Origin of the sequence: Amycolatopsis sp. VC5-11 (assembly GCF_037034185.1) — a bacterium.
Lineage (GTDB): Bacteria > Actinomycetota > Actinomycetes > Mycobacteriales > Pseudonocardiaceae > Amycolatopsis > Amycolatopsis nivea.
Window position 1 is genome coordinate 327,250 of record NZ_JBAGKF010000007.1, and the last position, 24,292, is coordinate 351,541.

A 24,292-nucleotide genomic window follows, 5' to 3' on the forward strand; every position below is an offset into this window, starting at 1 on the left:
CGGATGAACCTTCTCAGCGACCCCTGAACCGCGCCGCCAACGCGGCGATCGGCGACCGGCGGCCCCGCAGCGGAACCTCGCCGGAGGTGATGTCCGCCAGCAGCGTCGCCACGGTTTCCTTCGCGCACGTGCGGTTCGCGCCGATTCCGCCCGACGGGCCGCGCTTGATCCAGCCGACCACGTACGTACCGGTTCGGCCCTCGACGCGGCCCGCGGTGTTCGGGATCGTGCCGGTGGCGTCGTCGAACGGGAGACCCGGCACCGGGCGGCCGCGATAGCCCACGGCGCGCACCACCTGACCAGCAGCGATCTCGACCGGTCCCGAAGGTCCCTCGACGCGCAGTCCGCGCACCTGCCGGTCGCCGGTGATCTCGACCGGGGCCGAGTGGAAGCGCAGCACGATCCGGCGCGGACCGTCCGCGGGAGGGGCGGTCCAGTCGACGGTTTCGCGCGCTAAGTCCTTCAGCAGCGCGGCTTTTCCGGTGCCCGCGTCGATCGCCGCCGCGGTGCGTGGGTCTTCGGTGTCGACGACGAGCGGCACGTTCTCCCGCTGCGCCAACGCGATCAGCTCGGGCGAGGTGTACGCGGCGTCTTCCGGGCCGCGCCGGGCGAGCAGCACTACCTCGCGGACCTTGCTGGAGCGCAACCGTTCCAGCGCGTGCGGGGCGATGGTCGTGCCGTCGAGATCGTCCGGGTCGGCGGTGAGGATCCGGGCCACGTCGAGCGCGACGTTGCCGGTGCCGATCAGCACGACCCGCTCCGCGGAAAGGTCGACCGCGTGCGCTGGGACGTCCGGGTGGCCGTTGTACCAGGCGACGACCGTCGTCGCGGCGAGGCTGCCGGGCAGGTCCTCGCCGGACAGGCCGAGGGCGCGCGCGGAAGAAGCGCCGACTGCGTAGATCACCGCGTCGTGCCGCTCGGCCAGCTCGTCCGCCGTCACGTGACGGCCGACCTCGACGCCGAGCTTCAGCTTCAGCCGCGGGTGGTCGTGGAACCGGGAGAACGTCTCGCCGATCCGCTTGGTGTCCGGGTGGTCCGGGGCGACCCCGAAGCGCACGAGACCGCCCGCGACCGGCAGCCGGTCGATCAGCGTGACGCGCGCGTTGGTGTGCAGCAACAGGTCTTCCACCGCGTACATCCCGGCCGGGCCGGTGCCGACGACGGCCACGTCCGCGGGCTCGAGGTCGCTCGGGATCTCCCGGTCGAACGTCGGCGGGCCCCAGCGGTGGAAGTTCGGCGCCGGGTTCGCGGCGACCGGCGGGCGGTCGGCGAAGAAGTCCGCGTTGATCCCCGCGTAGACCTTCATCGAATCGGTCAGCAGGTCCACCGGGAAGATCGCGTCGACCGGGCACGCGTCGGCGCACGCGCCGCAGTCGATGCATGTGGCCGGGTCGACGTAGAGCATCTCGGTGGTGCCGAAGTCCGGCTCGTCCGGCGTCGGGTGGATGCAGTTGACCGGGCAGACCGACACGCACGTCGCGTCGTTGCAGCAGGTCTGGGTGATCGCGAAGGCCATGTCAGATCAGATTCGCCCGCTTGTAGAACACCAGCGCCGGCTTCGTGAGCAGCCCGCACGAGCCGAGGAACTCCATCAGCCCGGCACAGCTCGAGCGCATCATCGACTTGTGGTGCTCGTTGTTCTTCGCCTCGCGCAGCGCGCGCTCGGCGTCCAGCCCGGCGTTCTTGTACACGTCGCGGTTGACCATGCTGCTGACGATGAAGTACGACGCGATCGCGATGACCAGCGCGTTGATCTGACGGCGCACGGCTCCCGCGCCCTCCAGTTGCTCGCGCGTCTCCTCGCGGGCGAACTTCATGTGCCGCGACTCTTCCACGACGTGGATGTTGTTGATGGTGCGCACGAACGGGACCACGCGCTCGTCGCGCATCCAGTCGCGCTGCATCACGTCGAGGACCTCTTCGGCGACCAGGATCGCCGCGTACGCCGCTTCGCCGCTGGCGACCGCCTTGAAGACGCGGCCCAGTTCGACGGCGAGCTTGCGCGGCCGGTACGGGGGAGCGCCGAGCTTCTGCGCGCCGCGGGCGAACATGATCGAGTGGCGGCATTCGTCGGCGATCTCGGTGAGCGCCCACTGGAACGCCGGGTCGGTCGGGTCCTTGGCGTAGAAGTCGCGCAGCACCATCTGCTGCAGGATCATCTCGAACCAGATCCCGGTGCTCGCGACCGACGCCGCCTCCTGGCGGGTCAGCTCCTTCTGCTGCTCCGGGGTCATCTCGGCCCAGTAGCTCGTGCCGTAGAGCGTGCTCCACTCCGGGCTGGCCCCGTGGAAGTCCTTGTCCAGCGGGGTTTCCCAGTCGACCTCGGTGGCCGGGTCGTACGACAGGGTCGCGGAGGAGTCGAGCAGCCGCTGCGCGGTCTCGTGCCGGCCGGACGGGGCTGCTTCCGGTGCTCGTTGCACGTCTGCGCTGGTCATTCGGTCCTCCCTGAGCGACATTGGTTAGGCGTTACCGCGATTCACTGTTACCTAAGGTAACACCTATCTGGCCGTATCGCGAGAGGCACCGGCGAACCGCGTGTCGCCCGTTCGGGCAATCGGGCCGGGGAAAGGCCGCTGACCTGGCAGGATGAGCCGAAAATGTCTTCCTGACCTCGGAGGAACCGCCGTCGTGACCCCAGGGCCTTATCCCGGCATGGAGCCGCAGCCGTACTCGCCGCTGCCGCCCGCTTACGGCGCGCAGCTCCCGCCACAGCAGCCGCCGCCGACCGCGTACTTCGGGGCTACTGCGGTCGCCGCGGCGACCTTGGCCTCGGTCATCGGACTGGTGGGCACGATCGGCTTCGTCGTGGCGGTGCTCCGGATGGTCGGCCATCCCTCCTCGAGCAGGCTGTTTTCCAGCGGCATCGTCGGCGCCGCGGACCTGGCGATCGCGGCACTGAGCGTCGCCGGCGCGATCGGGCTGTTCAAGCGTTCCCCGGCGGGCCGGGTCTGCGTGCTCGTCGGCAGCAGCCTCGCGGTGCTGGACATCGTCGTCTTCATGATCGTCGGCCTCGGTTCCAGCTTCGTCCGGAAGAGCGCGCCGCCGACCCTGCAGATGACCTTCCCGAGCGGGTTCCTGTGGCTGATCGTCCCGGTCGCCGCGCTCGTGCTGGCGGCACACCGGGCGACCGGCGCGGGGCTGCTGCCGAAAACCCCGCCGATGCCGTACCACCCCGGCTGGTGACCGGCCGGGAAGAAATCCTCCGCACGGCTCGGCTGCGCCTGACCACCTGGTTGCCCGAGGATGTGGACGATCTCGCCGCGCTGCACGCCGACCGCCAGGTCATGCAGCACATGACGAGCGGCCCGCAGACCCGCGAGGCGACCCGGGAACGGCTGGAGCGGTTCATCGCCGAACACCGGGCGCGCGGCTGGTCGAAGTGGCGGGTCGAAGGCGCATCGGGCTTTCTCGGCCGGGCCGGGTTCGGCCTCGCCCATCGCAGCGGGCACCGGGAAGTCGGCTACCTGCTGGCCCGCGCGGCGTGGGGCGCGGGGCTGGCCACCGAGCTGACGCGGGCGCTGCGGCAGTGGCACGAGGACCACCCGGAGCCCGCTCTTGCACCCGAGCTGCGGGCGTACGTGCTGCCCGGCAACGCGGCCAGCTGCCGGGTGCTTGAGAAGGCGGGCTTCCGGGCGGTCGGGGAGGAGGACGGCCAGCTCGTGTTCGAGTCAGGCTGATCGACGCAGCCGCGGCAGTACCGCCAGCCACAGCAGAACGGTCGCGACGCCGTACGCCACCGTCATGGTCAGGCTCATCGACAACGGCGTCGTGCCGCCCAGCGACACCAGCGGCGCGACGATCGGCCCGACCGCGAACGACGACGTCCCGAGCAGCGCCGCCGCGGTCCCGGCCCGCCGGCCGTGGTCGGCGAGGGCGAGCGCGTTGCCGTTCGCCTGCGTGGTCCCGCCCGCGAACATCAGCAGCGCCAACGGGATCAGCAACGCCGCCAGCCCGGCCCCGAACACCACCGCGCCCAGCATCGCCACGGCCGCCGCCGCGGTGAAGGTCGTGCCCAGCACGTACATCCGGACCGGTCCCGCCCGCCGCACCGCTGCGCGGTTCACCTGTGCGCCGAGCACCGACATCACCGCGTTCGCCGCGAAACACGCGCTGAACAGCTGCGGCGACAACGAGAATCCGTCCTGCAGCACGAAACTGATCGACGCCAGATAGGTGAAGAACGCTGCTCCGCCGCAGGTGCTCACCAGCAGGAAACCCAAGAACAGCGGGTCTTTCAGCAGGATCCGGAACTCGCCGCGGCCCTTGCGCGGATGTCGTGCGTCCGGCGGCAGGCTCTCCGGCAGCGCGGTCGCGGCGACGAGCAGCAGCGCCGCCCCGATCCCGGCCAGGACGCCGAAGATGCCGCGCCATCCGATGACAGCCGCCAGCTGGCCGCCGATCACCGGAGCGACGATCGGCGCCAGCGCCCCGACGGTGGTCAGCAACGCCAGCAGCCGCACCAGTTCGACGCCCTCGGCGAGATCCCGCGCGACGGCCAGCGAAAGCACGATTCCGGCCGAACCGCACAGCCCTTGGAGGAACCTCGCCGCGAGCAGCACCTCGATCGACGGCGCGAACGCGCACACCACCGACAGCACGGTGAACAACCCGATCCCGGCCAGCAGCGGACGCCGCCTGCCGAACCGGTCGCTCAGCGGGCCCACGACCAGCTGGCCGAAGGCGAGACCGAGCATGCACACCGACATGGTCGCCTGCGCGAGGCTCTGCCCGGCCTGGAGATCGTCGGCGAGCTGAGGGAGTGCCGGCAGGTAAAGGTCCATGGAGATCGGGCCGAAGACCTCCAGCAACCCCAGCACGACGGCCATCCGGAGCGCGCCTGGCCGTTTTTTCGGCAACACCGCGTCGACCAGGCTCGCTTCGGTGTGGAGCGGCTTCATCCGGCACGCAGGATCCGGCGCAGCCACGAAAGCCGGGTCGCGACCGCGGAGCGGGAGACTTCCGCGTCCGGGGAGAAACCGGCGAAGCCGTGGTAGCCGCCCGCCCAGACGTGCAGTTCCGCCTGCCCTCCGGTAGCCCAGATCCGCAGCGCGTACTCGGTCGTCTCGTCGCGGAAGATCTCCGCGGCGCCGACGTCCAGGTACGCGGGCGGGAGACCGGACAGATCGGTCATCCGGGCCGGGACCGCGTACGGGGAAGCTGCGTCGGTGCCGCGCGCCGGGCCGAGCAGTGCGTCCCAGCCGGTGTCGTTGTTGTTGCGGTCCCAGGCGCCGATTCCGTTGTACTGCCGGGTGGACACGGACTCATTGCGGTCGTCGAGCATCGGGCACGCCAGCAGCTGTCCGGCAATGGCCGGGCCGTTGCGGTCCCGCGCCAGCAGGGCGACGCCCGCCGCCAGGCCGCCGCCCGCGCTGGCACCGGTGACGACGATGCGCGACGGGTCGATGCCGAGTTCGTCGGCGTGCTCGACTGTCCACAAGAGACCGGCGTAGCAGTCCTCGACGGCGGCGGGTGCCGGGTTTTCCGGAGCCAGCCGGTATTCCACCGAGATGCCGACCGCGCCGAACCGCAGGACGTCGTCGATCAGGCCGTCGAGACCGAAGAATCGGTTGCCCAGCACCATTCCGCCGCCGTGGATGCTGTACAGGGCGGGTGCGTTGACGACGCCCGGGGCGGGACGGACGACGGTGAGCACGATGTCCGGCGCGCCCTCGGGGCCGGGAACGGTGTGCTCGGTCAGCTCGACCGGGCGGTCGCCGACGATCTGCTCGGCGGGCGGGATGATCGTCGCGAAATGCGCGCGGTTGGCCAGGATCGTGTCCGCGCGCAGCGGGATCCTCTCGACCAGATCGAGGAACGCGGCGAGACCGGGCTCCAGTTCCGGGTCGTAGGGCACCGGAGGGACGCTCATTTCCCGGCCTTCCCGAAGATCCGGCGCAGCCACGAGTTCCGGGTTTCGAGAGCGGCCTTGCTGATCGGCCAATCCGGGACGTACATGTCGAACCCGTGGAAGGCGCCCGCCCACACGTGCAGTTCGGCCTGTCCGCCGGTCGCCCAGATGCGCAGCGCGTACTCGGTGTCCTCGTCGCGGAACGGTTCCGCGCTGCCGACCTCGATGAACGCCGGGGGCAGCCCGGACAGGTCGGTCGCGCGGGCCGGGGCGGCGTAGGGGGAGACGTCGTCGGTGCCGACCGCGTCGCCCAGCAGCGACTGCCAGCCGGCGAGGTTGGATTCCCTCGTCCACGTGCCCAAGCCGGGGTACTGCTGGCTCGCGACGGTGGTGTTGCGGTCGTCGATCATCGGGCACAGCAGCAGCTGGCCCGCGATGGCGGGGCCCTTCCGGTCGCGCGCGAGCAGCGAGACCGCCGCGGCTAGACCGCCGCCCGCGCTGCCGCCCATCACCACGACGCGCGACGGGTCGATGCCGAGCTCGTCGGCGTGCTCGACTGTCCACACCAGACCGGCGTAGCAGTCCTCGACCGGCGCGGGGTGCGGGTGTTCGGGGGCGAGCCGGTACTCGACGTTCACCGCGACGACGTTCAATTCCAGCACCAGTGCCAGCAACCGGCCGACGTCCATGTTGCGGTGGCCGACCATCATGCCGCCGCCGTGGATGTTGTAGAGGACGGGAAGCGCGCCGTCGCTCTGATGCGGGGACAGAATGGTGATTTCCAGGTCCGGCGCGCCGTCCGGGCCGGGAATGGTCTGCTCGACGACGGTCACCGGGGCGTCGCCGACTACTTCCGCGGCGGGCGGGAACATCTCGGCCATCGCGCGGCGCAGGCCGGGGATCGTCTCTGGGGTGAACGGCGGCGCGTCGGCCGGGACGATCTCGGCGAGCGCGGGCTCGATCTCCGGGTCGAACGGGACGGGGGGATAGGTCAAGGCAGTCTCCTCGGCGAGGGCGGGGTTAGGGAGCGGGGAGGTCGGCGGGCTCAGGGGCCTTCGGGATCGACGGCGTCGCGGTCGGCCCAGAACGGCTCCACCAGCGCGCGGATCTGCTCGGCCCCGACCTGCTCGACCAGGTCGACCGCGGCCAGGTTGTCCTCCAGTTGCTCCATCCGGGTCGCGCCGAAGAGCGTCGTGACGTTCGCTGGATGCGTGAGCGTGAACGCGACCGCGAGCCGCGCCGCGCTCGTGCCGAGTTCTTCCGCGGCTTGCACGACCTTGGGGGCGTCGCGGGTGATCCGCTTGCGGACGTCGCCGGGGTCGCGGCCGATCTCGCGGGTCAGCTTGGTGCGCCCGGCGAGGATGCCGCCTTCCAGCACGTCCGACGCCTGCATGACGAACCCGTCGGCGAACAGCCGGGCGAACGGCGCGCCGTCCGGAATGGACCGGCGGCCGATGCTGTACTTCAGCTGCGCGATCTGCGGACCCGGAACCTGCAGTGCTTCGGCGATTTCGCGCAGCCGCGCGATGTTCCCGGCCGACCAGTTGTTGACGCCCCACGCCCGGATCAGCCCGGAGCGGGTGAGCCCGGCGAGATCCTCGACCAGGTCCTCCAGCGCGACGTCGTCGCGGCGCAGGTCGCCGAGGATCACCAGGTCCGCGACGTCGAACCCGCCGCGCAGGAACGCGTTTTCCAGCTGCGGCCGGAATCCCTGGTCGCCGAAGCCTTCGATCCACAGCTTCGCCGAGACCAGGTAGTCGTCGCGAGGGATGCGGGCGGCGCGGATGATCGCGCTCCAGAGCACGTCGGTGAACACCGGCGGGTGGCCGGGCATGCCGTAGACGCCGACGTCGAACAGGTTCACGCCGCCCTCGACCGCGGCGCGGATCATCGCGACGGCGTCGGCGAAGTCCATCCGGTCGTAGGTGTGCCACGAACCGAGCGAGAGCAGCGAAACGTCCAGACCGGACGTGCCGATCTTGCGGCGGGGCAGGGGCGAGGATGCGGACACGAGACCTCCTTGGCTCGTAACGGGAAAGGGATCAGGGAAGACGGGGGTCGACGACGGCTTTCGTCTCGTCGAGGCGGTGCATGGCCTCGATCCGCTCGCTCGCGCCGGAGAGCCCGACCGGGGTGCCGAACAGCCGGTCCCACGGCATCCGGGAGGCAAACGAACCGAAGAACTCGATCGCGTGGTGGTAATCGGCGATGTCGCCGTTGAGGGAGCCGACGACGGTCAGTTCCTTGCCCATCACCGTGCCGAGCGGGACCGGTGTCGGCTCCGGTCCGGTGCTCCCGACGATCACGACCCGCCCGCGTTGCGCCGCCATCGCGACCGCCTCGCGGCCGATCGACGGCGCACCGGCGAAGTCCAGCACGAGGTCGCCGCCGTGGCCGCCGGTCAGCTCGGTGACGCGCTCGACGATCGCGTCCGAACCGCCCGCGACTTCGACCACGTCGTCGGCCCCGAATTCCTTCGCGAGCTCCAGCCGCGACGCGGGCGCGCCGACGGTGATGACGCTGCCCGCCCCGCTCAGGTGCGCGACCGCGGTCGCGAAGAGGCCCAGCGCGCCGGACCCCTGCACCACCACGCGCGATCCGGGCCGGACGCCGCCGACGCGGTCGAACGCGCGCAGCACGGTTTTCGCCGCGCATCCGGCCATCGCGGCCCAGGTGTCGGGCACCTCGGCGGGCAGCAGCAGCTTCGCCGCGCCCGGGACGACGTAGGCGTATTCGCACAGTCCGGCGGTCGCGAACGGCGCGACGTCCGACCGCTGCAGGAAGCCGTAGCCGCGCCGCGAGCACGCGACCGGTTCGCGCAGCACGGTGCAGCCGTAACACTCGCCGCAGGTGGATTCCGACCAGCCGATCCGGGACCCGGCCTGGATCGCGCGGCCGAGCGCGTCGCGCGTGTCCGGTCCGGCGGCCACCACTTCGCCGACCATTTCGTGGCCCAGCACCATCGGCAGCATGCCCGGGAAACTCATCTTCCCGGACCAGATCTCCACGTCCGTGCCGCACAGCGTCGCGCACGAAACGCGGACCAGCGCCGCGCCCGCTTCGAGCTCGGCGGGCAGCGGGAGTTCGGTCAGCTCCAGCGGCGCGCCGTGCTCGGTCAGCACCGCGGCGCGGGTGGAAGTCGGGACGGTCATGGGAAACCTTTCCGGGGACTGGCGGGCCCTGCGGGGCCGGACGATGGGTTAGTCTACGGACGTCGACAAAAATGTCGAGTCCCCGAATCCCTCCAGGAGCGCCTGTGCCGACCTCAGTTGCGGACCTCGTCTTGCGGGCAGCGGCGGTGCACGCCATGGCCGGTGCCGCGCCCGCGACCGCGCTGGCGGTGCGGGACGGACGCGTGCTGCGCGCCGGAACCGACGCCGACCTGCGGGAGCTGATCGGCCCCGGCACGAGAGTGCTCGACCTCGGCGACCGCGCGGTGCTGCCGGGCATCAACGACGCGCACCTGCACGGCGCCTGGCTCGGCGCGCTGTGGCCGGACACCCTGTTCGCCGACGACGGCGCGCCCGGACCCGGTCCGGAAAAGCCTCTGCGCACCGCCGCCGAACGCCGCGCGGCCATCCTGCGCGCAGGCGAAATCCTTGCCGCGCTGGGCATTACGAGCTACACCGAACCCGGACTCGGCCCGGGGGAGGACGACGGGCACATCGGCGCGTTCGGCATGTCCGTCGTCGAGCAGTACCGCGAACTGGCCGCCGAAGGACTGTTGCGGGCACGGGTCACCGCGCTCTGGCTGTACGGCGAACTCGACGGCCCGAGCACCTTCGACCGCTTCCGCGCCGGACTGGCCACAGTGGACGGACCGGGCGCCGACCCGCGCCGGCTGAACTTCCGCGGGGTCAAGATCTTCGCCGACGGCATCCCGCCGATGCGCTCGGCCTACACCCACCACTGCTACGCCGACGGCAGCCACGCCCACCTCCTCGTCGGCGGCGCGGACGACCCGGAGCGCGAGGAAAACTTCACCCGGATGGTCCGCACCGCGCACGAAGCCGGACTGCAGGTCGGCGTGCACGCGACCGGCGACCGGGCGATCGAGCTGATGCTGGACGCCGTCGAACAGGCCCGGGAGGAACGCGAGGTCGACCTCGGCCACTACGTCATCCACGGCGACCTGGTGAACGCGGCGCAGCTGAAGCGGATGGCCCGGCTGGGGGTCGGGCTGTCCGCCCAGGCCGGGATCGCCGTGCGCACCGCAGGAGTGGTCGACGCGGCGCTCGGCGCGGGCAGTTCGGCCGCCGCGTGGCCGCTGCAGGAGGCGCTGGACGCCGGGGTCCCGCTGTGCCTGACGTCCGACGCGCCGGTGCTGCCGCCGGACTGGCGCAAGGAAATCGCCGCCGCGGACCAGTGGATGGGGCCCGCCGAGGACGTGCGGCAGCGGATGGAAACGCTGCTCCGTTGCTACACCGTGCACCCGGCCCAGCAGGACGGTGCGGCTTCGTGGAAGGGCACCCTCGAGCCGGGGATGGCGGCCGATCTGTGCGTGCTGTCCGCGGACCCGTTCACGGTGACCCCCGCCGAGCTGCCCGAGGTGGACGTCGATCTGACCGTCCTAGGTGGACAGATCGTCTTCGACCGCTCAGCCATCGCCTAACGGCCGTGAAGGGCTCCTTGAGGGAATCAGATTCCCTCAAGGAGCCCTTCACGGACAGCTGGATCAGGTGAGCAGCTGGCCGCCGTCCACGGGGAGGCTTGTCCCGGTGATGTGGGCGGCGGCCGGGCTCGCCAGGAACACCACCGCGGCGGCGACGTCCTCGACCGAAGCCATCCGGCCGTCCGGGATCCGCGCCACCCACGCGGCGTGCGCGGGCGATCCCGGCGGCATCGCGGTGGCGAGCATCGGCGTCGCGACCGGGCCGGGGGCGACCGCGTTCACCCGGATCTTGTGCTCCGCCAGCTCGATCGCCGCCCACCGGGTCAGCGCGTCCACTGCGGCTTTGCTGCTTTCGTAACCGCCCATTCCAGGGGTCGGCTGCCGCCCGCCGATCGAGGACAGGTTCACCACGACGCCCGGCTCGCCGCGCGCGACCATCCGGCGGGCGACCAGCTGCGTCATCAGGAACGTGCCGTGCACGTTGGTCGAGAGAATGCGCAGCAGGTCCGGGCCGGGCAGGTCCAGCAACCGGCCGTGGACGCTGAGCAGACCGGCGTTGTTGACCAGGACGTCGACCGGGCCGATCTCGTCGAGCGCCGCCGAGATCGCGGTCTCGTCGGTGATGTCGAGCCGGATTCCGCGCCCGCCAACCGGTTTGGCGGCTTCTTCGGCGCCGTCGAGGTCGGCGAGCACCACGGAATCGCCTGCCTGGGCGAAGGCGGCGCCGATCGCGCGGCCGATGCCGCCGGCACCTCCGGTGATCAGCACGGTACGGGCAGCGGGCATCGTCGTTTCCTTTCGCCGGGAGCGAGGTTCGCGGGCTTATAGTATACAAGCGTAGAAAATAAATCCCTTGAACCGCAGGAGGAATCGTGGCGACGGATCGACCTGGACTGGGCCCGGCGTTCCCGCGCGTGCCGGCGTTGTCGCTCGGCTCGTGGAACACCTGGGACCGGATGGAGTTCGGCGACGCGGTGGCGCTGATCGCCCGCGCGGCCGAACTCGGGCTCGCCTTCTTCGACGTCGCGCACTACGACATGGGCCCGCACGCCGAGGGTTCCACGACCGACCGGATCTTCGGCCGCGCGGTGCGCGAGGCCGGTCTCGCCCGCGAAGACTGGCTCTACTGCGGGAAACTCTGGCTCTGGGACTATCCGAACGTCGGCTTCGCGCAGCAGATGAACACCTCCCTCGAGCGCGTCGGGGTGGAGTCGGCCGATCTGGTCGTGGTCGGCGACTACTTCGGGGAAGTCGACCTCGAACGGGTCGTCGCGGACGTCGCGGAGCAGATGGAAGCTGGCCGGTTCCGCGCGTGGGGCGTGAACAATTGGCGCATTGACGATCTGCGCAAAGCTGTTGCCATTGCGCGCAAACGTGGTGTGGAGCCCCCGGTTTTCGCGCAGCTGAAGTACGGGCTCGCGCGCCGTTCGATGGCCGAGGGCGAGTTTTACGCGCCGCTCTTCGCTTCCGGCGAGCTGACGCTGCAGGCGTCGGACATTTTCGAAGGCGGGCTGCTCGTGGGGAATCTGCGGCCGAATCGCAAGATCGGCGCGGATGTCGGAGGCATCCGGGAGAAGATCGCCGCCGCTTGGCCTGCGGTGCAACGGATTGCCGAGGAGCTGGAAGCTTCGCCCGCACAGCTGGGAATTGCCTTCTGCCTGGCCAATCCCGTGACCGCGAACGTCCTCGTGGGCGTATCGCGGCTGGCGCAACTGGAGGACAATGCGGGCGCGCTGGCACTGTTGGAACGCGTCGGCGCGGACCGGATTCGCGAGCTGACCAAGGAGTTGTGGCTCGATCGCGCAGTCGCCGCCGACGGAACCTGGTGAAGGGGCTGGTGTTTTTTGTCGACGTGCGTAGACTAAAGCTCCCCGGGGTGCCCGGAGAGGCACCCCCGACGCCGTGAGGAGCCGCCACATGACGAAACCAGCGCCGGACCGCATCGTCGACATCGCCATCGGGTACATGGGCGCGAAGCAGTTGTTCGCCGCCTCGCGGATCGGCTTGTTCCGCGCGCTCGCCGACGGTCCGCGCACGGCGCCGGAACTCGCCGCCGCCACCGGCAAGGGCGAGCAGTTGACCCGGATCCTCGCCGACGCGATGAACGCGCGCGGCCTGCTGGAGCGCACCGACGGCCGCTACGAGCTGGCCGCCGACGCGCGGGAGTACCTGGGCGGGGACGGCGCTACGGATCTGGCGCCGTTCCTGACCTTCCTCAACGAAATCAGCTACGGGCACTGGCTCCAGTTCGACACCACTGTGGACAGTGGCAAACCGGGCGACCTCCAGATGGACGAGGGCCGCTGGGCGACGTTCATGGCGGGCGTGATGCGCTACAACGCGCTGCACGCGTCGATGCTCGCGCGCGCATTCGATTTCTCGCCCTACCGTTCGATGCTCGATCTGGGCGGATTGTCGCCGGAATTCGCGATCGGAGCGCTGCGGGCGAATCCCGCACTGACCGCTCGTTTCGTTTTCGGACCCGAGTCCACGCAAGGGATCACCGACGCGGTGAATGCGGCCGGGTACGCGGATCGCGCGAGCATCGACCCCGCGCCCACGGAATCCGCGGAACCGGGCGGGGGGCACGATCTGGTGATGGTGAACCACGTGGTGCACCGGTTCACCGCGGAGCAGAACCGGAAGATCCTGGCCAACGCGCGCGCGGCCGCCGGGGACGGAGCGACGTTGCTGCTGCTGGACTTCTTCCTCGACGACGGCGAACGGCAGCGCCCGATCGACGCGCTGCACGCGGGGGAGTACTTCGTGATCGACGGAACCGTCGTCTATCCGGAGGCGGAAGTCCGCGAATGGCTGGACGGTGCAGGATGGCGCGTATGCGATGTTCTCGCACTGCCCGGAAGCCCTCGCGTTCTGGTCGCCGACGCCGTCTGAAAACGGCCGCCGGGCCGGGAGATAACAAACGCATCCGGCCCGTTGATTTTTTAGCCGACAATCGTAGACTATCCCGCACCACGGCGAGCCGGGCCGCACTCGCAGGCCCGCCGTTCCCGGCGGGGCGCCGAGCGACCCCGCCGGCGGTCCAGCACCCTGAGAGAGGGACTCAATGACGAGGACAAGGACAGCGGCGTTGTTCGCGGCGGCCGCCGCGGCGCTGCTCGGCATCGCCGGATGCACCGGCTCGGGCGCCGCCGGGGCGGGCGCGGGCACCGACGAGCTGAAGGCGGGCGTGTTCCTCGACGTGACGTCGTGGGACCCGGCCAACGCCGACATCGGCTTCGACGGCCCGTACCTGTCCGCGGTCTACGACCCGCTGGTCGCCTTGGACAAGGACGCCAAGCCGATCCCGGCGCTCGCGAAGTCGTGGGACTGGTCGGCCGACCGGCTGACCCTGACCATGCACCTGCGCGACGACGTCGCGTTCGACGACGGCCAGAAGTTCGACTCCGCCGCGGCGGTCGAGAACCTCAACCACCTCAAGGCGGGCACCCGGTCCGGGCAGGCCTACATCGACGTGAAGAGCGTCGAGGCGAAGGACCCCTCGACGGTCGTGCTCCGTCTGTCCGAACGCGACGACGCGCTGCTGTACTTTATGGGCCTCGGGCGCAGCTGGATGGCCTCGCCCAAGGCGATCAAGGCCAAGTCGCTCGCCAACGGCCCGGACGGCTCCGGCCCGTACACCTTCGACAAGGCATCCTCGCAGCCGCAGTCGCAGTACGTCTTCAAGAAGCGCGCGAAGCACTGGGACAGCGCCACCTACCCGTTCCCGACGGTGCGGCTGTTCCCGATCACCGACCAGGCGGCGAGCTTCAACGCGATGCTGTCCGGTCAGCTGAACGTCCAGTTCGCCAACGCGGCGAACCTGCCGAAGGCGCAGCAGAACGGCTGGAATGTCGCGAAGAAGCCGGCGTCGTGGGTCGGCGTGCAGTTCGCCGACCGCACCGGCAGCCAGGTGAAGGCGCTCGGCGACCAGCGCGTGCGGCAGGCGATCTCCTACGCCTTCGATGCGGCCGGGATCCTGAAGGCGGTCGGCAACGACGCCGGCACGGTCACCGACCAGCTGTGGCCGAGCGGCAGCCAGGTCTACGACCCGGCGGGCAACGGCAAGTACAAGACCGACCTCGGCAAGGCCAAGCAACTGCTCGCCGAAGCCGGGTATGCGGGCGGGTTCAGCCTCAAGATGCCGATGTCCACGATCTTCCAGGCGTGGCAGCCCGCCGCCGAGCAGACCTTCGGGCAGCTGGGCATCAAGGTCGACTGGCAGAACATGTCGATGCCGGACTACCAGAAGAACGCGCCGACGTACCCGATGTTCCTCGCGGTGATCGCGATGGACGGCAACGACATGGCCACGCTGACCGACCAGGTCACGTCGTCGCAGTGGTACAACCCGAAGCCGTCGGTGGACGCCTTCCCGGAGGTGAAGGCGCTCGTGCAGAAGGCGGAACAGGCCCAGCCGGGCGCGGACCAGACCGCGGCGCTCAAGGAGCTCAACACGAAGCTCGTGGACCTCGCCTGGTGGAACGTCTGGTACCAGGCCGACAACCTCTACTTCAGCGTCAAGGGCATCACCGTCACGCCGATCACCGGCATGATGTTCCCGACGCTGCGGTTCATCCAGCGCGGCTGACGCGCCCGTCGTCCCCGGAGCCGTCCGAAGATTCCACTGTGGACGGCTCCGGGGGAGGAGCCGAACGACATGCTCACATTCATCGTCAAACGCCTGGTGTCCGGGATCCTGCTGCTCGTGCTGGTCACGAGCGGCACGTTCTTCCTGGCGCACACGGCGGTGGGGGACCCGACCGCCGGGCTGCTCGGCAACAGCGCGACCCCCGCGCAGCAGGCGGCGCTGCGCGCCCAGATCGGGTACGACCGGCCGCTGCTCGTCCAGTTCTGGGACTGGCTGTCGCACGCGGCCACCGGCGATTTCGGGACTTCCTGGCGAAATTTCCAGCCGGTCGGCGAACAGATCGCGCTGCGCGTGCCGGTGACACTGTCGGTCGTCGTCGCCGCGACGCTGCTCGCGGCGGTCCTCGGCGTGCTCGTCGGGGTCATCTGCGGCCTGCGTCCCGGCGGAGTGGTCGACCGCGTGCTGAAGCTCGCCTCGGTGGTGCTGTTCGCGCTGCCCGGGTTCTGGGTCAGCCTCGTGCTCGTCACCTGGTTCGCGATCCAGCTCCAGTGGTTCCCCGCGGTCGGCTACGTGTCGCCGGACCAGTCGTTCGTCGGCTGGCTGCGGTCGATCGCGCTGCCGTCGATCTCGCTGTCGCTCGGCGCGATCGTGATGATCGCCGAACAGCTGCGCAACGGCTTCCTCCAGGTCGCCAACCAGGATTTCGTCCGCACGCTGCGGGCGCGCGGCCTGTCGTCGCGGCGGGTCACGACGCACGTGCTGCGCAACGCCTCGCCGTCCGCACTGACCGTGCTGGCGCTGATGTTCGTCGGGCTGCTCGGCGGCGCGGTGGTCGTGGAGATCGTGTTCAACCTGCCGGGGATCGGCAGCCTGACGCAGTCGGCGTCGCAGATCGGGGACATCCCGGTGCTGCTCGGCCTGACCGCGGTGACCGTCGTGTTCGTCGTGATCGTCAACTTCCTGCTCGACCTCGTGCTCGGGTGGGTCAACCCGAAGGTGCGCGACCGATGACCGCTGCCCCGTTCCCCGCCACGCTCGCCCCGGTGAAGCGGATTTCCTTGCTGCGCCGGTACTTCCGCCGTCCGGTCGGCGTCGTCGCGCTGGTCGTGTTCGCGCTCGTCGTGCTCGCCGCGGTGTTCGCGCCGTGGCTGGCCCCCTACGACCCGAACCACGTCGACTTCGCGCTCACCCACGCCGAACCCGGCAACGGGCACCTGCTCGGCGGCGACTCCGCCGGACGCGACCTCTTCAGCCGGCTGCTCTACGGCGCGCGGACCACGCTGTACGGCGGCGTGATCACCTGCGTCACCGGCGTCGTGCTCGGCGTCCCGACCGGGGTGGTCGCCGGGTACTTCGGCGGCGCGACCGACCGGATCTGCTCGTGGATCAGCGACGCGCTGCAGTCGGTGCCCGGGATGATCGTGCTGCTGGTCGTCGCGGCGGGCACCGGCCAGGACTTCACCGTGCTGATGATCGCGCTCGGCGTGTTCCTCTCGCCCGGCTACTACCGGATCACTCGCGCCCGCGCCCTCACCGTGCGCCGGGAGCCGTACATCGACGCCGCCCGCGTGGCCGGCGTCGGCACGCTGCGCATCCTGCGCACGCACCTGCTGCGCGCGGTGTACGCGCCGATCATCGTGCAGACCGCGCTCACCGCCGGGCTCGCCATCGGCATGCAGGCCGGCCTGCAGTTCCTCGGCATCGGCTCGGCGTCGACGCCCAGCTGGGGCCAGACGATGAACGACGGCTTCCTGAACATGCTGACGTACCCGCTGATCCTGCTGTGGCCGTCGATCGCGCTGGGCGTGACGATCGCCGCGCTGGCGTTCATGGGCTCGACGCTCGCCGACCTGGTCAGCGTCCGCGGGGAACAGCCGACGCGCCGGAGTCGGGCTCGGGTGCGGGAAGCCCTCGCGGCACCGGCGCCGGACGCGCTGGGCGAGGGCGCGGCCTCGGGCGCTCACGAACACGCGGCCGCGGATTGCGCGCTGCGGATCGAGAACCTGCGGGTCGGATACGCGACGGACAAGGGCGTCAAGGAGGTCGTGCGCGGGGTGTCGCTGGACGCGGCGCCCGGCGAGGTGCTGGGGATCGTCGGCGAATCCGGGTCGGGCAAGACGCAGACGGTGTTCTCCGTGCTCGACCTCCTGCCGCCCGGCGGGACCGCGGTCGCCGACGGGATCTGGGTCGGCGGGCGCGAGGTCGGGAGCGCGGCGGAGCGGGCGAAACTGCTCGGCCGCGAGATCGGGTACGTGCCTCAGGAACCCATGACGAACCTCGACCCGTGCTATCGGATCGGGCAGCAGCTCGTCGAGCCGCTGCGTCGGGTGCACGGGCTCGACAAGGCCGCGGCGAAGAAGCGGGCGCGCGAGGTGCTGGAGCGGGTCGGCCTCACCGACCCGGACCGGGTCATGGCGAGCTATCCGCACCAGATCTCCGGCGGCATGGCGCAGCGCGTGCTGATCGCCGGCGCGGTGGCCGGGCGGCCGTCGCTGCTGGTGGCGGACGAGCCGACGACCGCGCTGGACGTGACGGTGCAGGCCGAGGTGCTGGAGCTGCTGCGCGAACTGCAGGCCGAGTACGGGATGGCGCTGGTGATCGTCACGCACAACTTCGGCGTCGTCGCGGACATCTGCGACCGCGTCGTGGTGATGAAGGACGGCCGGATCGTGGAAACCGGGCCGGTGGAACGGATCTTCCGCGCGCCGGAGGACCCCTACACCGCCGAACTGATCAGCGCGTCGCTGGACGACACCGAAGGACGGGACGAGTTGGACGAAGCCTGGGAACGGCGCGGTCTTGCCCACGCGGCCGGAGAGGAGGCCGGGCGATGACCGCTCCGCTGCTCGCGATCGAGGACCTCGTCGTCGACTACCGGCTCAGCCGCCGGGTCCGGTTCCGGGCGCTCAAAGGGATTTCGCTGGACGTGCGGCCGGGCGAATGCGTCGGGCTGGTCGGCGAAAGCGGGTCGGGAAAGTCCACTTTGGGCAAAGCTGTGCTGGGCCTCGCCGCGCCGGAGTCCGGCCGGATCACCTTCGACGGCGAGGACATCACCCACGCCCGGGCCACGACGCGACGTCGGCTGGCCAGCGACATCCAGGTGGTGTTCCAGGACCCGTACGGCTCGCTGGACCCGACCATGACCGTCGGCGAAGTGCTTGCCGAACCGCTGGTGGTGGCCGGGACTTCGCGTGCGGACGCCCGGACGGTGGTCGCGGACATGCTCGACCGCGTGCGCCTGCCCGCCGACGCGGTGCACCGGTATCCGGGCGAGTTCTCCGGCGGCCAGCGGCAGCGCATCGCGATCGCGCGGGCACTGGTCCGCCGGCCGCGGCTGATCGTGTGCGACGAGCCGGTGAGCGCGCTCGACCTGACCACCCAGGCGACGATCCTCGACCTGTTCCTGGAACTGCAGCGCGAGACCGGGGTGTCGTACCTGTTCGTGTCGCACGACCTGGGCGTGGTGCACCGGATCTGTCACCGGGTTTCGGTGCTGTACCAGGGAAAGATCGTGGAATCGGGCCCGACGGCGACGGTCACGCGGGCTCCCGAGCACCCCTACACCCAGCGGCTGCTGCTGGCCGCTCCGGTGGCGGACCCGGCACGGCAGGCGGAGAGACGGGCGACTCGTCTGGGACTCGGGTGAACGATTTTCGGGCCATGGCTTGTGCGTCCGCATTCCCGGGCTCGCCGCTCCCGCGGACGGTCGAGCAGGGTCACATCCGTCGCGGGAGAATACGGGTTAGAGTCTGTAACCATGCCGAAGGTCATCGATCACGATCAGCGACGACGGGAGATCGTCGAGGTCGCCAAAAAGCTGATCATCGAGGGCGGGTTCGAGGCTGCCACGATGCGCAGCATCGTGACCGCGGCCGGGTTCGCGAACGGTGCCCTCAAGCATTACTTCCCCAGCAAGGACAGCATCATCGCGGCGACGTTCGAGAGCGTGCTGCAGGAGACTTCGCAGCGGATGTCCGAACTGGATCCTTCGCTCGGGCCTGTGGAGTCGCTGCGGGGGTTTGTCGAGGCGGCGATTCCGTTCGACGAGCATCAGATCGCGTCGGCTCGGGTTTTGCTGGTGTTGTGGGAGCATTCCGTGGCTAATCCGGAGCTTGCTCGGCAGTATCGGGATTTGCTCAATAGCTGGCGGGGGGAGTTGACGGTTCGCATCGCTGCTGCTCGGGGGAAGGGGGAGGCGGCGGATGCTCCAGTGATCGGGGTGCTGGCGGATGAGATTATCGCGGTTTCCATCGGGGCTAATGTGACTAGTTTGATGCATCCGGTGGGGGAGGTTGCGGAGCGGTATCGGGGGTATGTGGACGGGTTGATGGCTCGGATTGGGGATTGAGTTCTCTTCTTTTTGGCTCGTCGCCTGGCGGCGACATTGGCCTCTTGGTTGCGTGGGGCACCCCGAAGCTTGATTGTGATGACGGCCAGGGGGTGCTTGTCAAGGCGGGAAAGATGCCTTGACAAGCACCCCCGGACCGCATTGTGGCTTCGTATCGGGGTGCGGGGGAGGGCTGGGTGCCTCGATTGTTGGGTGCATTGGCTGCGGTTTCGGGCGCGCGGGGTGGTTGCGATGGGGTGTGCGGGCGGCGGTTGGGGTTAGCGCCCCAATGTGGCATTGGGTGCGTCAGATGCACCCAATGTGGCGTTCGGTGCGTCGCATGCAACCAATGCCGCATTGGGGGCGCATCCCCGGCGGGGCGGCGGTGCGGGGCGGGCCGTGAAGGGCTCCTTGAGGGAATCTAGGTCCGTGAAGGGGTCCCTCACGTACGGCGGCGGGCGGGTCGTGAGGGGAACCCTGGGGGAATCAGAGTCAATGAGGGTGGCCCTCACTTAACGCTGGACCAGGTGACGGGTTTTGTCTACGATTGTAGAATGACTTCCGCGTTTCCGGTCACCCGTACGCTTTCCCGTCGTCCTGTCACCGGGCCTCCGGTCGTGTTGATTCATGGGTTCGCGTCCTCGGCCGCGTGTGATTGGCCTGCGGAGTACTGGGCCGATCCGCTGGCGGCTGCCGGGCGGGAGACGGTTGTGGTGCATTTGCCGGGGCATCCTGGCGGGCCCAAGGTCGCGGAGGCCGAGGAGGTGACCTCGACCTTGGTGGTCGACGCGTTGGCGGAATGTGCTGGTGCGGAAGAGGTCGACGTCGTCGGGTATTCGCTCGGGGCGCGGCTTGCGTGGGATCTCGCGGCGCATCCCAAGGTGTCGGTGCGGCGATTGGTGCTGGGCGGGTTGAGTCCGCAGGAACCGTTCGCGGCGGTTGATCTCGGGGCGGCGCGGCTGGCCGTCCAGGGCGGGCCGGCGCCGGACGATCCGCTTACTGGGGCGATCACGGCGATGGCGGCGGCGGGGGACGCGGAGTCGCTGCTGAATCTCGTCGAGGGGTTGGCTAGCGAGCCGTTCGATCCGGGGGCGGGGGTTCCGCGGGTGCCGACGTTGTTCCTTGCGGGGCGGCAGGACTTCATGGCGCACGGGATCGAGCAGCTCGTGGCGCGGGTGCCGGGTGCGCGGCTGCGGCAGGTCGCGGGGGATCACCGCGGTGCGCTGGTGGGGGTCGAGCTGCGGGAGGCGGTGTTCGACTTCCTCGGGGCCGAGGCCGGCTGAGGGCCGAAATGGCCTGAGCGGGCCAGTCGTGCCAGCCTGGGGCCATGACGACACCGGCGCAGCTCCGCAGAACCGCCCTGTCCTACCCGGAAACGGCCGAGCTGGCCGTTGACGGCACGGTCGCGTTCACGGTGCAGGGCAAGGAATTCGCCGCCCTGCGACCGGATCGGCAGGTCGTGCTCCGGATGACCCCGTCCGATGTGGACGAACTGCGCGCCGCCCACCCGAGCGCCCGCCGCGTCGCCAGGGCGGGGGCCCGGTTGCCGATCGGGGACCTCAACGGGCAGCAGCTCAACCACTGGGTGCGCCGCGCGTGGCTGGCCCGGGCACCGAAGCGCCTGGCGGCCCCGGTGGCTGCGGCCGGGACCGCCGTGGCAGGGGAGGTGGGGGACTTGCCGAAGGCGATCGGCAGCCCAGCCACCCGGGCCCTGCACGGTGCGGGGATCACGACGCTGGCACAGACCGCAGAGTGGACCGACGCGGAGTTGCTCGCCCTGCACGGCGTGGGTCCGAAGGCGGTGCGGCTCCTTCGCGAGGAGGCGCGGGGCTGAGCTGTCGCGCGGCGGGCAGGTGTTCCGGACCCGGTTCGACACCGAGGTGTTGCTGCGGGCCTACCTGGAGTGGGACGAGCGGTTCACCGGCAGGTTCGCGTTCGGTATCTGGGACCACGCGCACGATATTGCGTGGCGGTCCGGAAGAAGCGCTGCGGACTCGAATGGCTCGGCCGGTGGGCTGAGTGCGCGGACGGGACCGGCTCACGCCTTCAGGTGTTGTCCGAAGAACGCTTTCAGTTCGTCGCGGGCGTCGACTCGTCCACGGCTTCCAGCACGGGACCGTCCGGGCTGGCCAGATAAGACACTGCGTTGCCGAAGAGGTCGTCGGCACGCTGCACCGGGTCTTCCGGGCCACGGGGGAGTAGGCCGCGTCGAAGGGGAGAACGAGGTATCCGTCCTCAGCGAGCCGCGGCGCGTAGTCGGCGGACGCCTGTTCCTTGCCGTCGCTGGGGGGCCGGACTTCCGTCATGGTGTCAGCTCGGTAGCCGGGACCTCGGTGGTTCGCACGCGCTGGAAGAGAGAGACTTATCCTGGGAAGGATTCATCCCAGGATCGAAAGCAGCATTCGCCGTATGGTGGAACGCATGGCCGACACCCCGACAGAGCTGCGCGAGCTGGGACAGTTCTTCCAGCATCGCCGCGCTGAGCTGCAGCCGCGGGAGGTCGGGCTCGACGTCCCGGCGGGGGAGCGCCGCCGCGTCCAGGGACTGCGCCGCGAGGAAGTGGCGCAGCTGGTCTCGATCAGCACGGACTATTACACCCGGATCGAACAGGGCCGCCTCGCTCCGTCCGAGCCCGTGCAGGCCGCGTTGGAGCGTGCCTTGCGGTTGGACGACGAGCAACGCGACTACGTCCGCACGCTGCTCACCCGGTCTGGTCCGGCTTCCGTGCCGCGGGAGCCGGGCCGGCGCAAGCGTGCGGTGCGTCCGCAGTTGGAGCGGTTGCTGGGGCAGCTGGACCGGGTGCCTGCGCTGGTTTTCAGCCGGTATCTGGACATCTTGGCGTGGAACGACCTCGCCGCCGCGCTGTTGCTCGATTTCGGCGAGATTCCGGAGCGGGACCGCAACTACATCCGGCTGGTCTTCGCGAATCCGCAGATGCGGGCGCTGTATCCGGAGTGGGAGCAGGTCGCGCGCACGTGTGTCGCGGTGTTGCGGATGAACGCGGCGGACAACCCGACGGATCCGGCGTTGTCGCGGCTGGTGGGGGATCTGTCGTTGACGAGCCCGGACTTCCGCCGCTGGTGGGCCGAACGCCGGGTGGCGCACCAGAATTTCGGCACGAAGACCGTCGCGCATCCCAAGGTGGGGGAGATGTCGCTGGACTGGGACAGCTTCCACCAGGCCGGGAACGGCGAACAGCATCTGGTGATCTGGTCGGCCGAGCCCGGTTCGGAGTCGGCGGAACGGCTTGCTCGGCTGCGGGACACAGTGCCGAAACAGGACGGCTGACCGGGCAACGGCGATCCGTCCAATCCGGCTGGATTGGACGGTCACCGCGCCGGGAAGTCAAGAGGTGCAAGGCTTTCTGCTCGCGGTGCCGAGGCCGGAACGCGAACGAATCGAGCCAGCGACTGCGGGCCAGCCGGTAAGCACTCCGCTCCAGCCTCGAGCGCTAGGTCGTGACTGTCGTTCGTGCCTGCGCGCGCGGGCCGCCACCGCAGGTGACCGTCGTTCCCTCGTAGATCAGGTCGGTGGAACAGCCTTCGTCATCGGTGACCCTCACCGTAACGGTCCAGGTTCCGGGCTTGGCGTACGTGTGCGAGACGTCGGGCGTAGTGGTCAACAGCCGCTGTCCGTCGCCGAAATCCCAGGCGTACTGGGACACTGTGCCGTCCGGGTCTGACGAGGCTGCGGCGGAGAATCCGCGCGTGCCGCCGGACGTGGGCCCCGTTGCGGTCAGTGCGGCGAGTGGGCCTTGGTTCGGGGTGAGGAAAGCGTTCGAGCCGTCGTGCCAGACCAAGCCCGTGTCGGCGGGCGGGAGGCCGCTGGGGACTGGCTGGCCGTCTGGTTGCAGCACATAGCTGTACACCTGACTGTGCAACGTCGGGTTGTCCACCGCGATCGCCTGGATGACGAACAGGTACTTGCCGTCCGCGCTGAGCGTGACCCGGCCCGGCATCGTTGGCATTGGGTACGGCGAGCCGGGCAGCGGGGTCAGGTGGCCGCCGGTGCCGATGGTCCATCCGGTGACGGTGTTCGAGGTCGTGTTGGGCACGTAGAGCCGGTGCGAGTCGGGTGTGATGACGACACCGTGTGTGGTTCCGCCGCTGGGGTACGGCGATCCGGCGATTGCTGTCAGCGCACCGTCCCGGCCGACCGCGTAACCCGAGAGGTCGCCGCTGCCTTCGTTGCTGACGTAGAGGTGTTTCCCGTCCGGCGTGAACGCGGGGATGACCGGCTTGTTCCCGGCGGCTACCGGTGCGCCGACCTGGGTCAGCGTCGCATCGGGGGCGATCGCGAAGGATGTCACGCTGTTCGCGAGGTAGTTGGTGACGATGAGGTGGCCGGCGTCCGGGGAGATCGCATACGAGCGCACTGATCCCGCGCCGGCGCCGCCGCCCAGGGTGACGAACAACCGCGAGCCGTCTGGAGTTATCGCCGCCCCGACGACGGGCAGGCCTACCAGGACGGTGCCGCCTTCGAACGGGCTCAGCGTGCCGTCCGTGCCGATGCGGTAGCCGATGATGGTGCCCGATCCGCTGTCGACGGAGTAGACCTTCTGCGCGTCGGGCGTGATCGCCATGCCCAGCGAACCGAGCCCTCCGGCGAACGGGGAGCCGGGCACGGTGGTCATCGCGCTGTCCCGGGTCACGCTGACCGAGCTGATGCCGGGCGAGGCGAATCCGCCGACGAGGAGGTAATGGTGCAGGGGGAGGGGAGTGTCCGCTTGCGACGGCGGCGCCGAGAGCCCCAGCATCAGCACCGAAGCCATCGCGACACAGCCGGCGGTCCGCCGCCTGCGAGCCGTGCGGTTGCGTCCTCCCAGTGGGGCATTGCCGGTCTGCATCGCTGGTTTCCTTCCGCCGGAACAGAGTGTCCGCAAGGGCGATCAGTCGCCGAATTCGCATTGGCGGC

At 70.0% G+C, this 24,292-nt stretch carries 22 protein-coding genes; 13 read left to right on the forward strand and 9 right to left on the reverse strand.

Going from position 1 to position 24,292, the window contains the following annotated elements; translation table 11 throughout:
* Nucleotides 1-13: 13 nt before the first annotated feature.
* Together WA670_RS23190 and WA670_RS23195 are read right to left on the reverse strand one after the other, a co-directional pair.
* Nucleotides 14-1,516 (reverse strand): FAD-dependent oxidoreductase, encoded by a 1,503-nt coding sequence (locus tag WA670_RS23190; protein ID WP_336158815.1) that lies wholly within the window; start codon nt 1,514-1,516, stop codon nt 14-16.
* A 1-nt stretch (nt 1,517) separates the two neighbouring features.
* Complete coding sequence (locus WA670_RS23195) at nt 1,518-2,435, reverse strand: AurF N-oxygenase family protein (protein ID WP_037806429.1); 918 nt, start codon at nt 2,433-2,435, stop codon at nt 1,518-1,520.
* Between the two features lie 193 nt (nt 2,436-2,628).
* Here WA670_RS23195 and WA670_RS23200 point away from each other — a divergent pair, with 193 nt between their 5' ends.
* Entirely contained in the window at nt 2,629-3,183 is a 555-nt protein-coding gene (locus tag WA670_RS23200; RefSeq protein ID WP_158714393.1) for a hypothetical protein, read from the forward strand.
* Complete coding sequence (locus WA670_RS23205) at nt 3,180-3,677, forward strand: GNAT family N-acetyltransferase (protein ID WP_037806426.1); 498 nt, start codon at nt 3,180-3,182, stop codon at nt 3,675-3,677. The genes WA670_RS23200 and WA670_RS23205 overlap by 4 nt, the downstream gene beginning before the upstream one ends.
* Here the strand turns inward: WA670_RS23205 and WA670_RS23210 are convergent.
* From WA670_RS23210 to WA670_RS23230, 5 genes are read right to left on the reverse strand one after another with little or no spacing between them, the layout of a single operon-like run.
* Entirely contained in the window at nt 3,669-4,898 is a 1,230-nt protein-coding gene (locus WA670_RS23210; protein ID WP_078870225.1) for a multidrug effflux MFS transporter, read from the reverse strand. The genes WA670_RS23205 and WA670_RS23210 overlap by 9 nt on opposite strands.
* Nucleotides 4,895-5,869, reverse strand: coding sequence for an alpha/beta hydrolase (locus WA670_RS23215; protein ID WP_238606581.1), 975 nt, complete (start codon nt 5,867-5,869; stop codon nt 4,895-4,897). Before WA670_RS23215 ends, WA670_RS23210 begins: the two co-directional genes overlap by 4 nt.
* Entirely contained in the window at nt 5,866-6,843 is a 978-nt protein-coding gene (locus tag WA670_RS23220; protein ID WP_238606580.1) for an alpha/beta hydrolase, read from the reverse strand. The genes WA670_RS23215 and WA670_RS23220 overlap by 4 nt, the downstream gene beginning before the upstream one ends.
* Before the next feature lie 50 nt (nt 6,844-6,893).
* Complete coding sequence (locus WA670_RS23225; protein WP_336158816.1) at nt 6,894-7,859, reverse strand: aldo/keto reductase; 966 nt, start codon at nt 7,857-7,859, stop codon at nt 6,894-6,896.
* Between the two features lie 31 nt (nt 7,860-7,890).
* Nucleotides 7,891-9,000 carry a zinc-binding dehydrogenase gene (locus WA670_RS23230; RefSeq protein WP_336158817.1) on the reverse strand — a complete coding sequence of 370 codons (1,110 nt, stop codon included), beginning with the start codon at nt 8,998-9,000 and terminating at the stop codon, nt 7,891-7,893.
* 104 nt (nt 9,001-9,104) lie between these two features.
* On the opposite strand from WA670_RS23230, the gene WA670_RS23235 reads away from it, so the two are divergent.
* A complete protein-coding gene (locus WA670_RS23235) occupies nt 9,105-10,460 on the forward strand; it encodes an amidohydrolase (RefSeq protein WP_238606577.1) in 1,356 nt (451 codons plus the stop codon).
* 63 nt (nt 10,461-10,523) lie between these two features.
* Here WA670_RS23235 and WA670_RS23240 read toward each other — a convergent pair whose 3' ends face one another.
* Nucleotides 10,524-11,246, reverse strand: a complete 723-nt coding sequence (locus WA670_RS23240; protein WP_078870200.1) for an SDR family NAD(P)-dependent oxidoreductase — start codon at nt 11,244-11,246, stop codon at nt 10,524-10,526.
* Between the two features lie 86 nt (nt 11,247-11,332).
* On the opposite strand from WA670_RS23240, the gene WA670_RS23245 reads away from it, so the two are divergent.
* The 10 genes from WA670_RS23245 to WA670_RS23290 all read left to right on the forward strand — a co-directional run bounded on the left by WA670_RS23245 (nt 11,333) and on the right by WA670_RS23290 (nt 22,666).
* Nucleotides 11,333-12,289: an aldo/keto reductase gene (locus WA670_RS23245; protein ID WP_238606576.1), complete on the forward strand. Its 957-nt coding sequence runs from the start codon at nt 11,333-11,335 to the stop codon at nt 12,287-12,289.
* A gap of 88 nt (nt 12,290-12,377) precedes the next feature.
* Nucleotides 12,378-13,355: a methyltransferase family protein gene (locus WA670_RS23250; RefSeq protein ID WP_336158818.1), complete on the forward strand. Its 978-nt coding sequence runs from the start codon at nt 12,378-12,380 to the stop codon at nt 13,353-13,355.
* A 172-nt stretch (nt 13,356-13,527) separates the two neighbouring features.
* Entirely contained in the window at nt 13,528-15,051 is a 1,524-nt protein-coding gene (locus WA670_RS23255; protein WP_336158819.1) for an ABC transporter substrate-binding protein, read from the forward strand.
* A 69-nt stretch (nt 15,052-15,120) separates the two neighbouring features.
* A complete protein-coding gene (locus WA670_RS23260; protein WP_037806414.1) occupies nt 15,121-16,062 on the forward strand; it encodes an ABC transporter permease in 942 nt (313 codons plus the stop codon).
* Nucleotides 16,059-17,885: a dipeptide/oligopeptide/nickel ABC transporter permease/ATP-binding protein gene (locus WA670_RS23265; protein WP_336158820.1), complete on the forward strand. Its 1,827-nt coding sequence runs from the start codon at nt 16,059-16,061 to the stop codon at nt 17,883-17,885. The genes WA670_RS23260 and WA670_RS23265 overlap by 4 nt, the downstream gene beginning before the upstream one ends.
* Entirely contained in the window at nt 17,882-18,697 is an 816-nt protein-coding gene (locus WA670_RS23270) for an ATP-binding cassette domain-containing protein (RefSeq protein WP_238606571.1), read from the forward strand. Before WA670_RS23265 ends, WA670_RS23270 begins: the two co-directional genes overlap by 4 nt.
* Before the next feature lie 111 nt (nt 18,698-18,808).
* Nucleotides 18,809-19,399 (forward strand): TetR/AcrR family transcriptional regulator, encoded by a 591-nt coding sequence (locus WA670_RS23275; protein WP_238606570.1) that lies wholly within the window; start codon nt 18,809-18,811, stop codon nt 19,397-19,399.
* A gap of 533 nt (nt 19,400-19,932) precedes the next feature.
* Entirely contained in the window at nt 19,933-20,661 is a 729-nt protein-coding gene (locus WA670_RS23280; RefSeq protein ID WP_238606569.1) for an alpha/beta fold hydrolase, read from the forward strand.
* 44 nt (nt 20,662-20,705) lie between these two features.
* Entirely contained in the window at nt 20,706-21,212 is a 507-nt protein-coding gene (locus WA670_RS23285) for a hypothetical protein (protein WP_238606568.1), read from the forward strand.
* A 587-nt stretch (nt 21,213-21,799) separates the two neighbouring features.
* Nucleotides 21,800-22,666 (forward strand): helix-turn-helix domain-containing protein, encoded by an 867-nt coding sequence (locus tag WA670_RS23290; RefSeq protein WP_336158821.1) that lies wholly within the window; start codon nt 21,800-21,802, stop codon nt 22,664-22,666.
* 163 nt (nt 22,667-22,829) lie between these two features.
* Here WA670_RS23290 and WA670_RS23295 read toward each other — a convergent pair whose 3' ends face one another.
* Nucleotides 22,830-24,224, reverse strand: coding sequence for a PKD domain-containing protein (locus tag WA670_RS23295; RefSeq protein WP_336158822.1), 1,395 nt, complete (start codon nt 24,222-24,224; stop codon nt 22,830-22,832).
* Nucleotides 24,225-24,292 lie beyond the last annotated feature (68 nt).

Excerpts from the sequence above, each read along its gene's own strand:
- WA670_RS23190 (WP_336158815.1), bottom strand. The coding sequence starts at position 1,516 with ATGGCCTTCGCGATCACCCAGACCTGCTGCAACGACGCGACGTGCGTG.
- WA670_RS23195 (WP_037806429.1), bottom strand. The coding sequence starts at position 2,435 with ATGACCAGCGCAGACGTGCAACGAGCACCGGAAGCAGCCCCGTCCGGC.
- WA670_RS23210 (WP_078870225.1), bottom strand. The coding sequence starts at position 4,898 with ATGAAGCCGCTCCACACCGAAGCGAGCCTGGTCGACGCGGTGTTGCCG.
- WA670_RS23215 (WP_238606581.1), bottom strand. The coding sequence starts at position 5,869 with ATGAGCGTCCCTCCGGTGCCCTACGACCCGGAACTGGAGCCCGGTCTC.
- WA670_RS23230 (WP_336158817.1), bottom strand. The coding sequence starts at position 9,000 with ATGACCGTCCCGACTTCCACCCGCGCCGCGGTGCTGACCGAGCACGGC.
- WA670_RS23240 (WP_078870200.1), bottom strand. The coding sequence starts at position 11,246 with ATGCCCGCTGCCCGTACCGTGCTGATCACCGGAGGTGCCGGCGGCATC.
- WA670_RS23250 (WP_336158818.1), top strand. The coding sequence starts at position 12,378 with ATGACGAAACCAGCGCCGGACCGCATCGTCGACATCGCCATCGGGTAC.
- WA670_RS23255 (WP_336158819.1), top strand. The coding sequence starts at position 13,528 with ATGACGAGGACAAGGACAGCGGCGTTGTTCGCGGCGGCCGCCGCGGCG.
- WA670_RS23260 (WP_037806414.1), top strand. The coding sequence starts at position 15,121 with ATGCTCACATTCATCGTCAAACGCCTGGTGTCCGGGATCCTGCTGCTC.
- WA670_RS23265 (WP_336158820.1), top strand. The coding sequence starts at position 16,059 with ATGACCGCTGCCCCGTTCCCCGCCACGCTCGCCCCGGTGAAGCGGATT.
- WA670_RS23270 (WP_238606571.1), top strand. The coding sequence starts at position 17,882 with ATGACCGCTCCGCTGCTCGCGATCGAGGACCTCGTCGTCGACTACCGG.
- WA670_RS23275 (WP_238606570.1), top strand. The coding sequence starts at position 18,809 with ATGCCGAAGGTCATCGATCACGATCAGCGACGACGGGAGATCGTCGAG.
- WA670_RS23280 (WP_238606569.1), top strand. The coding sequence starts at position 19,933 with ATGACTTCCGCGTTTCCGGTCACCCGTACGCTTTCCCGTCGTCCTGTC.
- WA670_RS23285 (WP_238606568.1), top strand. The coding sequence starts at position 20,706 with ATGACGACACCGGCGCAGCTCCGCAGAACCGCCCTGTCCTACCCGGAA.
- WA670_RS23290 (WP_336158821.1), top strand. The coding sequence starts at position 21,800 with ATGGCCGACACCCCGACAGAGCTGCGCGAGCTGGGACAGTTCTTCCAG.
- WA670_RS23295 (WP_336158822.1), bottom strand. The coding sequence starts at position 24,224 with ATGCAGACCGGCAATGCCCCACTGGGAGGACGCAACCGCACGGCTCGC.